We start from the raw sequence: 14,763 nt of genomic DNA, 5'->3' as shown, positions 1-14,763 counted from the left end.
TCCCTTCTCGTGATCGCACGCCCAGCGTGGTCCCGGGACACGAGCACCGCAGCGTGGATCAGACCACTCGAAGGTCTTTGCCCGAACGGGTAAATCCGGCGGTACGGACGGGTCAGCCCCTCCCGATGAACGGCATGGCCGTGGCCGTGATGGTCAGGAACTGGACATTCGCGTCCAGCGGCAGCCCCGCCATGTACAGCACCGCGTCGGCCACGTGGCCCGAGTCGAAGGTGGGCTCGGCGAGCACGCGGCCGTCGGCCTGCGGGATGCCGGCGGACATGCGCTCGGTCATCTCCGTGGCGGCGTTGCCGATGTCGATCTGTCCACACGCGACATTCCAGGCGCGGCCGTCGAGGGAGATCGACTTGGTCAGCCCCGTGACGGCGTGCTTCGTGGCGGTGTAGGCGACACTCGCGGGCCGCGGCGCGTGCGCGGAGATCGAGCCGTTGTTGATGATCCGCCCGCCCATCGGCTCCTGGTCCTTCATCAGGCGCACGGCCTGCTGCGCGCACAGGAACATCCCGGTCAGGTTCGTGTCGACCGTCCGGCGCCAGCGCTCCACCGACAGGTCCGCGACGGTCCCGCCCGCCGACACCCCCGCGTTGTTCACCAGCAGGTCGAGCCGGCCCCACTGCTCGCGCACCGCCTCGAACAACGCCGCCACGGCCCCGGGCGAAGCCACATCCGTGGGCACGACCAGCGCACCCGAAGCATCACCAGCCGTCTCCGAAAGCGCCTCGGCCCGGCGCCCGGCCAGCGCGACCTGGTAGCCGGCGCCCAGCAACGCGCGCGTGACCCGCCGCCCGATGCCCGAACCCGCTCCGGTGACCACCGCGGTCTTGCCCGCCATCACACCCCTCCTCGATCTCGACCGCCAGCACGCTGCCACTCCGCCAGCACGCTGCCACACCATCCGGGCCACCACAATCCACGTCGTGGACTCGCGGCCGTCGCGGGGGCAGACTTGCGGAAATGGGACCACGAGACACTCTGCTCGCCGGGCTGGCGCGGCAGCTCGGCCACCCCAGCGGGCTGCCCGGCCGGGCCGTCGGGCGGCTGCTGAACCGCGCCAACCGCGGCAACATGAGGGCGGCCGTCGAAGCACTCGACCTGAAACCCGGGGAGACGGCGCTCGACATCGGCTTCGGCGGCGGGCTGGGCCTCGACCTGCTGCTGCGCGCCGCGGCGGGCGGGACGGTGCACGGCGTCGACATCTCCGACACGATGATCGCCAAGGCCCGCGCCGCGTTCCCCGACAACATCGCCGCCGGCCGGTTGCGTCTGCACCGCGGCACGATGACCGCGTTGCCGCTGGAAGACGCGTCGATGGCCGCCGCGATCACGCTCGACACGGTGTACTTCGTCGACGACCTCGACCTGGCGTTCGCGGAGGTCGCCCGCGTGCTCACGCCGGGTGGCCGGTTCGTGCTCGGCATCGGCGACCCGGAGGCCATGAAAGCCATGCCGTTCACCGAACACGGCTTCCGGCTGCGCCCGGTGGCCGACGTCGAGACGGCACTGGGCGAGGCGGGGTTGAGCCTGGACCGCCACGAACGCCTCGGCGAGGGCACCCGCGCCTTCCACCTGCTGCTCACGAGCAGGTGAGCCGGCGGCCCCGGCTACCCGGGGCCGCCGGAACCGCACCTAGCTCTGCGGCACGCCCAGCGCCGCCAGCGCCGGGCCCGCCATGATCACGCCGGCGCCCGTCACGGGGTCGTACCCGGGCGCGCCCAGGTCGATCGCGCTCGACACCAGGGCCGAGCGGATCTCCGCGGGCGTCGCGGTGGGCTTGCCCGAGAGCAGCAGCGCCGCGATCGCCGCGGCGTGCGGGGCGGCCGCGGACGTGCCGTAAAACGGCTGGAAGCCGGCCACGGAGGTGGCGACGCCGTCGGCCGCCGTGAGGTCCGGCTTGGCGCGCGTGGCGCCGCCCGTCGAGGAGACGTTGCCCGGGGTGAGCTCGGTGCCGTCGGGGTTGAAGAACAGGTGGCGCTCACCGTCGGAGGTGAAGCGTTCCCACTTGCTCGCCGAGGTGAACTGGCCCGGGTACGGACCGGCCGGGTTCGCCGGGTCGCCCGTCTCGAGTGGACGGCCGAACGCCGTCGCCGCCGGAGCCGCCGCCACGCTGAACGCGTCGGCCGCGGCCGAGTGGCCCGAGGTGACGCCCGCCGTGCTGAACGCCCTGAGCGAGCCGGAGTCCACGAACCGGCCGCGGATCACGTTGAGCGCGAGGAACCGGTCGGCGCCGCTGTACTTGACCACGGCCACGCGGTAGCCCGAGCCCGTGGTCGGCACCGACGCGATCTCGTACGGGTTCTGCGAGCCCGTCTGCGGGTTGTCGCTGGAGGCCACGACGCTGCCGGACACGTTGAGGATGAACAGGTCGTAGTCGTTGCCCGACTTGCCCCACGGGTCCGACCAGAACAGCGCGACGGGCTTGCCGAGCGAACCCGCCGACAGCGGGTCGGAGGTCTGCACCGCGGAGCCCGGGTCGAAGTCGTGCGGCGTGCCGCTGATGCCCGGCAGTGTGGTGGCCGAGGCGCGGAAGTCGCCCTCGTAGTAGCCGCTGGTGCCGTCGGTGAGGTTGCCGGAGTTGCCGGCGGAGGAGAAGTACAGCGCGCCCGCCGCGGTGACGTCGTTGACGGCCTGCGCGACCTGCGTGTCCTGGAACGGCGACTCGTCGAAGTAGGCGACGTCGTCCACGATCACCGTGCAGTGGCCGGTAGTGCGCAGGGCGCGGATGTTGGCGGCGAAGCTCGCTTCGCTGGTGAACGCCGTGGCGAAACCGAGCGTGGCGCCGGGCGCGAGGTCGTGGACGATCTCCAGCATCGCCGTGCCCTCGTCGCCGCTGCCGGCCTGGCCCGCCGGCACGTCGACGGCCGGCAGCTCGCCCGCGGCCTGCGACTTCGACAGCGAGTTGACGCCGTCGGACAGCACGCAGACCTTGATGCCGGAGCCGGTCACGCCGTACTCGGCGCGGGCGGTGTCGGCGCCGTGCGCCTTGTCCCCTTCGGACACCTGCGTCACGGCTTGAGCCACGAGTTCCCGGCGCGGGTCCTGCTCATGCCACGTCATCGCCTGCGCGGCCGGCGCGACGGCGGACACATCCCCGCGCGCCGCGATCTTGTCCACGGCGGCGAGCGGCAGGTCCGCGCGCACCGCGCCGTCCGGCGAGGCGTAGCGGACGGTGCCCCCGGCCGCCCGCACGGCTTGGGCCACGGCGGTCCCGGCGGCGCCGGTGATACCTGTGATGCCTGTGAGGTCTGTGATGTCTACGGAGACCGCACCGCTGTTTGCCACCGGCAGGCCCGTGCGGTAGTCGGGCAGCAGCGCCGCGAGCACGTGGTCGGCGCGCAGTCGCTTCTCGATCACCAGCCGACTGTCCTGCTTGCGCTCCGCGGGCGTCAGCGATTTCTTGATCCCCTGCAACGCGCTGATGCCGGCCTCGGTGCGCTGCGCGACGACGTCGGCCGCGGACGGCTGCGCGCTCGCCACGCCGGCGCCCAGCAGCACCACCCCCACCGCCAACGGCACCGACCGAGTGGCGGCCCGGCTGAATCCCCGCATCGACTCTCTCTCCCTGCCTCGCCCGCTCCACCGGCGGTAGTCAGACGAATCTAGGGAGTCACCACCGCGCAGTACACCGACAAAAGTTTGAATCGTCCGGTGTGTCCACTCCGTGGACGCGGTGATCACCGTAGCCGCCCGTCCCCCGCCCGTGGCCCCTCTCCGAGCGAACGGGTGATGACCGGCGAACGACGGCGCCGGACCGTCCGCAGTGGACGATCCGGCGCCGTGGTGGGAAAACTCAGAAGTTGATCATGTGCCCGGCCAGGCCGTGGATCGCTTCCTTCACCGCTTCGCCCAGGGTCGGGTGAGCGTGGACGTTGCGGGCGACCTCGTGCACGGTCAGGTCCCACTGCTGGGCCAGCGTGAGCTCGGGCAACAGCTCGGTCACGTCCGGGCCGATGAGGTGCGCGCCGAGCAGCTCGCCGTACTTGGCGTCGCTGAGGATCTTGACGAAGCCGCCGGCGTCGCCGAGGCCCTGGGCCTTGCCGTTGGCCGTGAAGGGGAACTTGGCGACCTGCACGTCGTAGCCCTTGTCGCGGGCCTGGGCCTCGGTCCAGCCGAAGCTGGCGATCTGCGGCTGGCAGTAGGTCGCGCGCGGGATCATCACGAAGTCGAGCTCCATGGTCTCCGCGCCGGCGATCGTTTCGGCCGCCACGATGCCCATGGACTCCGACGCGTGCGCCAGCATCAGCTTCGCCGTCACGTCGCCGATGGCGAACAGGTGGGGCACGTTGGTGCGGCCGCGGCCGTCGACCGCGATGGCGCCGCGCTCGGTGAGCTCGACGCCGGTGTTCTCCAGGCCGTAGCCCTTCACGTTGGGCGCGAAGCCGATGGCCTGCAGGACCTTGTCGGCCTCCAGCACATCCTGTTTGCCGTCCTTCGACACCGTGACGCGAACTTTCGCGCCCGAGGCACCGGGGTCCTCGATGGCCTCGACCTTGGTGCCGGTCAGCACCTTGATCCCGAGCTTGCGGTAGCGCTTGGCCAGCTCCGCCGACACCTCGGCGTCCTCCAGCGGCACCATCCGGTCGAGGAACTCGACGATGGTCACGTCCACGCCGTAGTTGCGCAGTACGTACGCGAACTCCACGCCGATCGCGCCGGCGCCCGCGATGACGATGCTCTCGGGCAGCTCGCTCTCGAGGATCTGCTGTTCGTAGGTGACCACGCGGTCACTGCGGGAAGTACCGGGCAGCAGGCGCGCCGTGGCGCCGGTCGCGATGATGCAGTTGTCGAACGTGATCCGCTCGCCGTTGACCTCGAGGGTGTTGGCGTCGACGAACGTGCCGTGGCCGTCGTACTCCGTGATCTTGTTCTTCTTCATCAGGAAGTGCACGCCCTTGACGCGGCCGTCCGCGACCTTGCGGCTGCGCTCGTAGGCGGCCGAGTAGTCGAAGCGGATCTCGCCGTCGGAGGAGATGCCGTAGGTGGCGGCGTCTTCCTTCACCGTGTGCGCCAGCTCGGCGTTGCGCAGCAGCGCCTTCGACGGGATGCAGCCGACGTTGAGGCACACCCCGCCCCAGTACTTCTCCTCGACGACCGCCGCGCTCAGACCGAGCTGCGTGGCGCGAATGGCGGCCACGTAGCCGCCGACCCCGGCCCCCAGGACCACGACGTCATAGTGTGCACTCATACCGTCCAAATTACCCCGAACCGACTGGCGGGGCGGGGTGACGGTGCTCGCCTCACGCACGGTCGCCGGGCGGCTCTTCGCCGCGGATCCCGGCCAGCAGATCCGTCACCGCGCACATGATCCGGGCGGTCGCCTCTTCGAGCACCTCACGGGTCGGCTCGCCGTACCGGAGGTCCGAAAGGTCCACCGGCGGGCCCGCCACGAGCTCGACGGTCTTGCGCGGGATCCCGTGCGGGAACCAGGCCCCGGCGGGCAGCAGGTGGTGCGTGCCCCAGTTCGCGACGGGCACCACCGGCACACCGGTCTCCAGCGCGATCCGCGCGACGCCCGTCTTGCCCTTCATCGGCCAGCCGCCGGGGTCGGCCGAGAACGTGGCCTCCGGGAAGATCGTCACGCACTCACCGGCGTCCACCGCCTTCACGGCGTCGCGGTACGCCCCCGCCGCCGTCGGCGCTCCGCGGTACACGGGAATGTGCTGCCCGGACCGCATCACCGAGCCGACCACCGGCAGGTCCCACAGGCTCGACTTGGCCAGGTACCGCGGCACGCGGCCGGCGGCGAGGCAGAACGCCGTGAGCGTGGTCGGGTCGGCGAACGACAGGTGGTTCGACGCCACCAGCACCCCGCCCGAAGCCGGGATGTGGCGCGAGCCCCGTACGCGGAAGCGGCTGAACAGCACCAGGAACTGCCAGACCACCTCGATCGCGAAGCTGTACCAGGCCCCACGGCCGGCGCGGGCGAAGCGCCGGCCGTAGGCCTGCATCTGACGGAAGGTGAGCAGCTCCCCCTCGTTCTCGAGCGGGGTCCAGCGGTCGCGCGACCGGTTTCGCAGGGCCATGAGCGTCATTCGTAGCCGAAGACCACCCGGCTCGGTGACCCCGGGTCCCGGACGCGGCGCGGATCACACCCGCTCGAGGACCACCACGGGGATCTCACGGTCGGTCTTCTTCGCGTATTCGTTGTAGTCCGGCCACACCTCGGCGAGCTTGTCCCACAGCCGGGCGCGCTCCTCGCCGGAGACCGTGCGGGCCCGGGCGGTGAACTTGTCGGCCAGCACCTGGACGCGAGCCTCGGGGTTGGCCTCCAGGTTGAGGTACCAGCCGGGGTGGTTCGGCGCGCCGCCCTTGGAGGCGACGATGACGGGGTTGCCGTCCACCTCCTGGTAGATCAGCGCGAACTTGCGGTCCTCACCGGACTTGCGACCCTTGGTCGTCAGGACCAGTGTCGGCACACCGGGCTTCCACTCGTGGCCGACCTCGCCGTCGGTCTCCTCGTAGCGGCGGACGTGCTCGTCACCGTAAAGCATCCGTGTGGTTCCTCTCGGTTCGTTGTTCTCGTGCTCGTCCCAGCGTGGCGCGAACCGGTCGGTCGTGCTGATCAGCTCGTGCAGCGTCCGGGGTTCGTCGAAGGCGTGCCCGGCGTCGGAGATCATCTTCAGCTCCGCACCGGGCAGTACCTGCGCCAGCTCCCACGCCGTCGTCGCGGGAGTGACCACGTCGTACCTTCCCTGCACGAGAACGCACGGGATGCCCGTGAGCTTCCCGGCCTCGCGGATGAGCTGGTCCTCGGCCAGCCAGCCGCCGTGGCGGAAGTAGTGGTTCTCGATGCGCGCGATGGCGAGCGCGAACTCCGGTTCGGTGAACGCCGACACCACCTCCTCCTGCGGCGTGAACTTCACCGTCTCGCCCTCCCACCGGCTCCACGCGATCGCGGCCGGGCCGTGGACCTCGGGGTCGGGGTGGTGCAGCAGCTCGTGGTAGACCTCGAGCAGGTTGTCGCTGCGGCGCGCGTACGGCACGGGCGCGAGGAACCGCGACCACGCCTCCGGGAACAGGCACGCGGCACCGCCGCCGAAGAGCCACTGGATCTCTTTCACCCGCAGCGTCGCGACCCCGCGCAACACGAGCTCGCTGACGCGGTGCGGATACTGCTCGGCGTACGCAAGGGCAAGCACGCTGCCCCAAGAGCCCCCGAACAGCTGCCACCGGTCGATGCCGCGGTCTTCGCGCAGGAGCTCCATGTCGGCGACCAGGTGCCAGGTGGTGTTCACCGACAGATCCGCCTCGGCCGTGCTGCCGTGGGGTGTGCTGCGGCCGCAACCGCGCTGGTCGAACAGCAGGATCCGGTACCCCTCGGGGTCGAACAGCCGCCGGTGCCGCGCCGACGCGCCGCCGCCGGGACCGCCGTGCAGGAACGCCACCGGCTTGCCCGCGGGGTTCCCGCACTCCTCCCAGTAGATTACGTTGCCATCGCCCACCGGCAGCATCCCGTGGTCGTAGGGTTCGATTTCCGGGTACAGACCGAGCATGGGGCCACTATGCCCGAGGAACCACCATGGAGGAGCGATGAAGTCGGGGCCACACGTGACGTTGGCCGACGTGGCACAAAGCGCCGACGTGTCACTCGCCACGGCGTCGCGGGTGCTCAACGGCACCGCGTCCGTCCGCACGGACCTGCGCGACCGCGTGATGTCGGCCGCGACTGAGCTCGCGTACGCGCCGAACGCACACGCGCAGGCACTCGCCGGAGGGACACATCGGACGGTCGGGGTGATCTGTCACGATGTGTCCGATCCGTACTTCTCCGCGGTCGCCGGCGGGGTCATGAAGGTGGCCAACGCCAACGGCCTGCTCGTGATGCTCGCCGACACCTTCCGTGACCCCGACCGCGAAGTGGCGTACGTCTCGGCGCTGCGGGCGCAGCGGGCGTCGGCGATCGTGCTGATCGGCTCGGCGTTCGAAGACCGCTCCTGGGAACGCGCGATGGCCGCGGAGCTGGACCCGTACCGCCGCGGCGGCGGCCAGGTCGCGGCCGTCAGCCGGCACCGCGGGCTCAAAGTGGACACCGTGCAGCCCGACAACCGTGGTGGCGCGGCTGCCCTCGCGAAGGCGCTCGTCGGTTTGGGCCACAAGCGGTTCGCCGTGCTGGCCGGGCCGACGCGGCTCACCACGGTGTGCGACCGGCTCGACGGGTTCGCCGAGGAGCTCGCCGCCCACGGCGTGCCACTGTCCGACGACGACGTCCTCGAAACCGCGTTCACCCGCGACGGCGGCTACGAGGCGGCGAAGCGGCTTCTGGAGCGCCCGAAGCGGAAGCGCCCGACGTGCGTGTTCGCGGTCACAGATTTGATGGCGATCGGCGCACTGGCCGCGTTGCGCGAGGCCGGCGTCGCCGTGCCGGGCGAGATCTCCGTGGCGGGCTTCGACGACATCCCCGTAGTGCGCGACCTCACACCGGCGCTCACCACGGTCGCGCTTCCCCTGGAACAGCTGGGCGAACGCGCGATGGACCTGGCGCTCAAGGGGTCGGGCACCCGGGCCCGCACGGTCCGGCTCAACGCCGAGGTCGTGCTGCGCGAAAGCACCGCGCGCCCCAGGCGCTGAGCACCGTCCTATGTAGACGAAATGCGCCTCCGCGGATTTCCGGCACAGTCCGGCCGGGGTGTTGGTTAGGCTGCTGCCGTGGCCAAGGTGCTGGTGGTTGAGGACGACGTGACGATCGGCGGCGTCCTGGAGTCGTCGCTCACGCGCCACGGTCACGAGGTGCGCTGGTGCCGCGACGGCCGCAGCGCCCTGAACGAGGCCGGGGCCGAGCTCGTGCTGCTCGACCTGGGCCTGCCCGACCTCGACGGCGTGGACGTGTGCCGCCGCCTGCGCACGAGCATGCCGGGCGCGGTCGTCGTGATCCTCACCGCGCGGGCCGACGAGATGGACGTGGTCGTGGGCCTCGACGCGGGCGCCGACGACTACCTCACCAAACCCATCCGCCTCGGCGAGCTGCTCGCCCGCGTGCGCGCCCACCTGCGCCGCGGCGCGCCGGCGAACCTCGCGGTGCCGGTCGTCACCGTCGGCTCGCTCGTGGTCGACCCGGCGAGCCGCCGTGCGGTCATCGGCGGGCAGGAGGTGGACCTGCGGGCGCGGGAGTTCGACCTGCTGGCCCGCCTCGCCGAGCAACCGGGCGTGGCGGTGAGCCGGGAGCGGCTCATGGCCGACGTCTGGGACGCGAACGCGCGCGGCTCCACCAAAACGCTCGACGTCCACATCGCGGCCTTGCGGCGCAAGCTCGCCGAAGCCGCGCCCGAGCCGGCGGACGTGCCCCGGATCGCCACGCTGCGCGGGCACGGCTACCGCCTGGAAGAGGCCTGAGCGTGCGCCGCCGGATCGTCACACTCACGGTGCTCGCCGCCGTGGTGGCCACCGTGCTGTTCGGGCTGCCGCTGGCCGTCGCGGCGCTGTGGTACTTCCGGGAGAACACCGGCTCCGAGCTCGAACGCGCCGCCGACGGCACGGCACTGGAGGTCTCCGACGCGCTCGCCGCAGGGCGCGTGCCCCGCCAGCCGGTGCAGGACAGTGCGACCGTCGGGATCTACGACCCGCAGGGGCGGCTGGTCTCCGGCACGGGCCCGGAGACCGCCGACGCGGTGGTGAGGCAGGTGTCCGGGGCGGACGTCGACGTGGCGTCCGGACCGGTCGACGGCGAGGACGTGCTGGCGGTGCCGGTGATGGACGGCGCGCGGCTCGCGGGTGTGGTCCGCGCGGCGATGCCGCACACCGTGCTCCTGCGCCGCGTCGGCCTGACCTGGCTCGGGATGATCGGGTTCGGGGTCGCCGCCGTCGCCGCGAGCTGGCTCATCGCTCGGCGCATCGCGGCCCGGCTGTCGAGCCCGCTGGAGGAACTGTCGTCGGCCGCGACCCGGCTCGGCGACGGTGACTTCACAGCTCGCAGCCCGCGCGCGGGCATCGCCGAGATCGACCGGGTCGGCGCGGCGCTGGACGTGACCGCGGAGCGGATCGGCGAGACGCTCGATCGCGAGCGCGCGTTCTCGGCCGAGGCGTCGCACCAGCTGCGCACGCCGCTGGCCGGCTTGCGGCTGCAGCTGGAGGCCGCGCTGGAGACGCCCGGGCTCGACCCGTACGAGGCGATCCGCGCCGGCATCGACTCGGCCGACCGGCTCGAGCGCACCATCGACGACCTGCTCGCGTTGTCCCGCGAACGCCGCGCACCGCGCGCGGAGCTCGACCTCGGCGCCGTGCTGGCCGAGCTGCGCGACGCCGGCGCTCCGTTGCTCAGCGGCCGCGGGCTTCGCGTCGAAGTCCAGGACCCGCCCACCGTCCGGGCTTCGGCGGCGGCCGTGCGGCAGGTGCTCGCCGTGCTGCTGGACAACGCGACGACGCACGGCTGTGGACCGGTCACCGTCGTCGCGCGCGACGCGGGCGGCGCGCTCGCCATCGACGTGGCCGACGACGGCCCGGACCTCGGCGACACCGACGCGTTCGCCCTGGCCCGCACCGCGCCGCCCGGGCACGGCATCGGGTTGCGGCTGGCCCGCAGCCTGGCCGAGGCCGAGGGCGGGCGGCTGCGGCTGTCGAGCCCACACCCGCCGACATTCACTCTGCTGCTGCCCGCGAGCGACGACCCCGCGGAGCCCGCCACCCCGGCCGAACCGACTGAACCGGCCCGGCAGGCTGAACCTTCGCCCGCCGTCGCGGAGTGAACAGATCACCGTTTCCGACCGTGAAAGTGCAATGAAACACCCAGATCTCGTCCGAACGCGCAACGTTTTCCTGTTTTCGGCTCACACTTCGCTCGATACCGTGGCTCGCGCCCGATCTTCATCGCAGCCTCGACGACGAGGAGTAGCCAGGTGACGTCCACCCCGACCCGCGTGCGGCTCGGCACGGCCCTCGGGCGCCGCAAACCGGTCGCGGACCTGGTGGCCGAGGCCGGCCACGGCCCGTTGAAACGCTCGCTCGGCCTGGGCCAGCTCACGATGCTGTCCATCGGCGCGACGCTGGGCAGCGGCATCTTCGTGGTGCTCGGCGAGGCTGTGCCGGTGGCCGGACCCGCCGTCGTCCTCTCGTTCGTGCTCGCCGGGGTCACGGCGCTGTTCTCCGCGCTGTCCTACGCCGAGCTCGCGGGCATGATCCCGCTGTCGGGCTCGTCGTACTCCTACGCGTACGCCACGCTCGGCGAGCTGGTGGCGTGGGTCTGCGGCTGGTGCCTGATCCTGGAGTACGGCGTGTCCGTGGCGTCGGTGGCGGTCGGCTGGGGCCAGTACGTGAACGAGCTGCTGCAGCTGGCGTTCGGGGTCGCGCTGCCGGAGTCGATCAGCGGCCCGCCCGGCGACGGCGGGCTGGTGAACGTGCCCGCGATCGTGGTGGTGCTGCTGGCGATGGTGCTCCTGCTTTCGGGCGCGAAGGAGAGCGCGCGGGCCAACGCGATCATGGTCGTGGTGAAGATCGCGACGCTGGTCCTGTTCTGCGCCATCGCGTTCACCGCCGTGCAAGCCAAGAACTTCACGCCGTTCCTGCCGCTGGGCCTCGCCGGCATGAGCGCGGGCGGCGCGAAGTTGTTCTTCTCCTACATCGGGTTCGACGCCGCGTCGACCGCCGGCGAGGAGGCCCGCAACCCGCAGCGCGACCTGCCGCGCGCGATCCTGCTCTCGCTCGGCATTGTGACGGTGCTCTACTGCCTGGTGGCCGTCGCGGCTGTCGGCGCGCTGCCGTGGCAGCAGTTCGACGACCAGCAGGCGGCCCTGTCGCACGTGCTGACCTCGGTGCTGGACAGCCCGTTCTGGGCCGGCGTGCTCGCCGTCGGCGCCCTCGTGGCGATCTCGAGCGTGGTGCTGACCGTCCTCTACGGACAGACGCGGATCATGTTCGCCATGTCGCGCGACGGGCTCGTGCCGAAGACACTGTCCACAGTGCACCCGCGGACCGGCGTGCCGCGCACGAACACCCTGGTGGTGTCGGCGTTCGTCGCGGTGCTCGCCGCGTTCGTGCCACTGGGCAAACTCGCCGACGCGACCAGCATCGGCACGCTCTTCGCGTTCGGCCTGGTCAACATCGCCGTGCTCGTGCTGCGCAAGCGCCGACCGGACGACGCGCGCACGTTCCGCGTCCCGTTCTCCCCCGTCACGCCGATCCTGGGCGTGCTCTGCTGCGCGTACATGATGTTCAGCCTCGACGGGGCCACATGGGTCGTGTTCGGCGGCTGGATGCTGCTCGGGCTGGTGCTGTACTTCGGTTACGGCATCCGGCGTTCGCGGCTGGCGGCGGCGAAATGATCGTCGCCGTCCACCAGGGGCCCTATGCGGAACTGCCCGCCGCGCTCGCTGCCGCCGCCGAGCGCGGCGCAGAGCTCGTGGTCACCGCGGAAATGATCACCACGGGCTACGCGATCGGCGCCGCCGCGGTCGCCGAGCGCGCCGAGCCGGCCGGCGGACCGCTGGCGCGGGAGCTGGCCGCGCTCGCGCGGCGACACGGTGTGGCCCTGGTCTACGGCTACCCCGAGCGCGCGGGCGACACGGTGTACAACTCCGTGCAGCTGCTGTCCGCGCAAGGGGAACGGCTCGCGAACTACCGCAAGACGCACTTCTACGGCGAGATCGACCACAGCCAGTTCTCCCCCGGCGCGGACCTGGTGGTGCAGGCGGACCTCGGCGGGCTGCGCGTGGGCCTGCTCATCTGCTACGACGTGGAGTTTCCCGAACCGGTGCGCGCCCACGCCCTCGCCGGCACCCAGTTGCTGCTCGTACCGACCGCGTTGATGCGGCCGTACGAGCGGGTCGCGGACGCACTCGTGCCCATCCGGGCGCACGAAAGCCAGCTGTATGTCGTGTACGCGAACCGCTGCGACACCGAGGGCGAGCTGACCTACTGCGGTCACTCGACCATCGCCTCGCCCGACGAGACGGTGGCCAAGGCCGGCGACGGGCCCGAACTGATCGTCGCGGACCTCGACCCCGCCGTGCTCACCCGGCCGGCGAACACCTACCTGGCCGACCGCCGGCCCGAGCTGTACCGATCCCTGACCGAAGAAGGACCCCAGGCATGACCTCCGCCGTCCCGACCGCGATCCCCACGGACGAGCCGGCCGGACGCCCGATCACCATGTTCGGCCCCGACTTCCCCTTCGCCTACGACGACTACCTCACCCACCCCGCCGGCCTCGGCACCGTGCCCGCGGAACACCACGGCACCGAGGTCGCCGTGATCGGCGGCGGGCTTTCGGGCATCGTCACGGCCTACGAGCTCATGAAACTCGGGCTGCGGCCGGTGGTGTACGAGATCGCCGAGCTGGGCGGACGGCTGCGCACGCACCGCTTCCCCGGCCTGCCCGACGACGTGGTCGCCGAGATGGGCGCGATGCGCTTCCCGCCGGCGTCCACCGCGTTGTTCCACTACATCGACAAGGTGGGCCTCGAGACCTCGCCGTTCCCGAACCCGCTCGCGCCCGCGACGCCGAGCACCGTCGTGGACCTCAAGGGCCACAGTCACTACGCGCACACGCAGGACGATCTGCCACCAGTGTTCACGGAAGTCGCGAAGGCGTGGCAGCGCACGCTCGACGAGCACGCGTCGTTCGCCGAGATGCAGACCGCGATCCGCGACCGCGACGCGAAAACCGTGAAGCGGATCTGGAACGAGCTCGTGCCGCGGCTGGACAACCAGACGTTCTACGGATTCCTGTGCGATTCGCCCGCGTTCGCGTCGTTCCGCCACCGCGAGATCTTCGGCCAGGTCGGCTTCGGCACGGGCGGTTGGGACACCGACTTCCCCAACTCGATCCTGGAGATCCTGCGCGTCGTCTACACCGGCGCCGACGACGAGCACCGCAGCATCACCGGCGGCAGCAGGCAGCTGCCGGTGCGGTTGTGGGACCACGCACCGGAAACGCTCGCGCACTGGCCCGCCGGCACCAGCCTCGCGGCACTGCACGAGGGCGCCCGGCCGCGCCCCGGCGTCACGCGGCTGCACCGCACGGCGCCGAACAACGTGACCGTCACCGACGCGTCCGGGCACATCCGCACCTTCCGCGCCGCGGTGTTCACCGCGCAGAGCTGGATGCTGCTGTCCAAGATCGAATGCGACGAGGCGCTGTTCCCGATCGACCACTGGACGGCCATCGAGCGCACCCACTACATGGAGTCGTCGAAGGTCTTCGTGCCGGTGGACCGCCCGTTCTGGCTCGATCGCGACCCCGTGACCGGGCGCGACACGATGAGCATGACGCTGACCGACCGGATGCCGCGCGGCACCTACCTGCTCGGCGACGACCCGGACAAACCCGCCGTGATCTGCCTTTCCTACACGTGGGCCGACGATTCGCTGAAGTGGCTGCCGCTGAGCGTGTCCGAACGCGTGGAGGTGATGCTGCAGTCGCTGCGCGAGATCTACCCCGGGGTCGACGTGCGCAAGCACCTCGTGGGCGACCCGGTGACCGTGTCGTGGGAAGCGGAACCGCATTTCATGGGCGCGTTCAAGGCGAACCTGCCCGGCCACTACCGCTACCAGCACCGCCTGTTCACGCACTTCAAGCAGGACAACCTGCCCGAGCCCTACCGCGGGCTGTTCCTCGCCGGCGACGACGTTTCGTGGACCGCGGGCTGGGCCGAGGGCGCGGTGCAGACGGCGCTCAACGCGGTGTGGGGCGTGCAGCACCACTTCGGCGGCGAGTCGGCGCCGGCCAACCCCGGTCCCGGTGACCTGTTCGACGACCTGGCGCCGGTCGAGCTGCCCGACTGACCCGGCGGCCAGTCAACCCGTACCCGGCGGTAGCCA

Annotated in this window: 12 protein-coding genes and 1 pseudogene; 7 read left to right on the top strand and 6 right to left on the bottom strand. The window is 71.4% G+C overall.

Translation table 11 applies throughout. The features are described from left to right. Positions 1-112: 112 nt before the first annotated feature. The gene (locus QRX50_RS21250; protein WP_285973664.1) at positions 113-850 is read right to left on the bottom strand and encodes an SDR family oxidoreductase; all 738 of its coding nucleotides are present in this window, start codon (positions 848-850) and stop codon (positions 113-115) included. A 122-nt stretch (positions 851-972) separates the two neighbouring features. On the opposite strand from QRX50_RS21250, the gene QRX50_RS21245 reads away from it, so the two are divergent. Next, positions 973-1,605 (top strand): class I SAM-dependent methyltransferase, encoded by a 633-nt coding sequence (locus QRX50_RS21245; RefSeq protein WP_285973663.1) that lies wholly within the window; start codon positions 973-975, stop codon positions 1,603-1,605. Positions 1,606-1,644: 39 nt separating this feature from the next. On the opposite strand, the gene QRX50_RS21240 is transcribed toward QRX50_RS21245, so the two are convergent. The 5 genes and pseudogenes from QRX50_RS21240 to pip form a co-directional block, all read right to left on the bottom strand. Beyond that, on the bottom strand, positions 1,645-3,564 hold the full coding sequence (locus QRX50_RS21240) for a S8 family peptidase (protein WP_285973662.1): 1,920 nt from the start codon (positions 3,562-3,564) through the stop codon (positions 1,645-1,647). A 241-nt stretch (positions 3,565-3,805) separates the two neighbouring features. Further along, positions 3,806-5,200 carry a dihydrolipoyl dehydrogenase gene (gene lpdA / locus QRX50_RS21235; protein ID WP_285973661.1) on the bottom strand — a complete coding sequence of 465 codons (1,395 nt, stop codon included), beginning with the start codon at positions 5,198-5,200 and terminating at the stop codon, positions 3,806-3,808. A 52-nt stretch (positions 5,201-5,252) separates the two neighbouring features. After that, positions 5,253-6,047, bottom strand: a complete 795-nt coding sequence (locus tag QRX50_RS21230) for a lysophospholipid acyltransferase family protein (protein ID WP_434533298.1) — start codon at positions 6,045-6,047, stop codon at positions 5,253-5,255. A gap of 54 nt (positions 6,048-6,101) precedes the next feature. After that, positions 6,102-6,506 (bottom strand): nitroreductase family deazaflavin-dependent oxidoreductase, encoded by a 405-nt coding sequence (locus QRX50_RS50375; protein ID WP_434533353.1) that lies wholly within the window; start codon positions 6,504-6,506, stop codon positions 6,102-6,104. A gap of 111 nt (positions 6,507-6,617) precedes the next feature. Further along, positions 6,618-7,466, bottom strand: a pseudogene (pip, locus tag QRX50_RS50370) (prolyl aminopeptidase); the annotation flags it as partial. Between the two features lie 79 nt (positions 7,467-7,545). On the opposite strand from pip, the gene QRX50_RS21220 reads away from it, so the two are divergent. The 6 genes from QRX50_RS21220 to QRX50_RS21195 all read left to right on the top strand — a co-directional run bounded on the left by QRX50_RS21220 (position 7,546) and on the right by QRX50_RS21195 (position 14,727). Continuing rightward, a complete protein-coding gene (locus tag QRX50_RS21220) occupies positions 7,546-8,583 on the top strand; it encodes a LacI family DNA-binding transcriptional regulator (protein WP_285973658.1) in 1,038 nt (345 codons plus the stop codon). 78 nt (positions 8,584-8,661) lie between these two features. After that, the gene (locus tag QRX50_RS21215; RefSeq protein ID WP_285973657.1) at positions 8,662-9,345 is read left to right on the top strand and encodes a response regulator transcription factor; all 684 of its coding nucleotides are present in this window, start codon (positions 8,662-8,664) and stop codon (positions 9,343-9,345) included. Positions 9,346-9,347: 2 nt separating this feature from the next. Further along, complete coding sequence (locus QRX50_RS21210; protein WP_285973656.1) at positions 9,348-10,694, top strand: sensor histidine kinase; 1,347 nt, start codon at positions 9,348-9,350, stop codon at positions 10,692-10,694. Positions 10,695-10,844: 150 nt separating this feature from the next. Then, a complete protein-coding gene (locus QRX50_RS21205; RefSeq protein WP_285973655.1) occupies positions 10,845-12,266 on the top strand; it encodes an amino acid permease in 1,422 nt (473 codons plus the stop codon). Continuing rightward, complete coding sequence (locus QRX50_RS21200; RefSeq protein WP_285973654.1) at positions 12,263-13,036, top strand: carbon-nitrogen hydrolase family protein; 774 nt, start codon at positions 12,263-12,265, stop codon at positions 13,034-13,036. Before QRX50_RS21205 ends, QRX50_RS21200 begins: the two co-directional genes overlap by 4 nt. Beyond that, positions 13,033-14,727, top strand: a complete 1,695-nt coding sequence (locus tag QRX50_RS21195) for a flavin monoamine oxidase family protein (RefSeq protein ID WP_285973653.1) — start codon at positions 13,033-13,035, stop codon at positions 14,725-14,727. Before QRX50_RS21200 ends, QRX50_RS21195 begins: the two co-directional genes overlap by 4 nt. The last annotated feature ends 36 nt before the right edge of the window (positions 14,728-14,763 follow it).

It is taken from the genome of Amycolatopsis sp. 2-15 (genome assembly GCF_030285625.1).
Taxonomy (GTDB): Bacteria; Actinomycetota; Actinomycetes; order Mycobacteriales; family Pseudonocardiaceae; genus Amycolatopsis; species Amycolatopsis carbonis.
The sequence above is the reverse complement of the archived record's forward strand: the minus strand, read 5'-3'. Positions and strand labels throughout refer to the sequence as shown.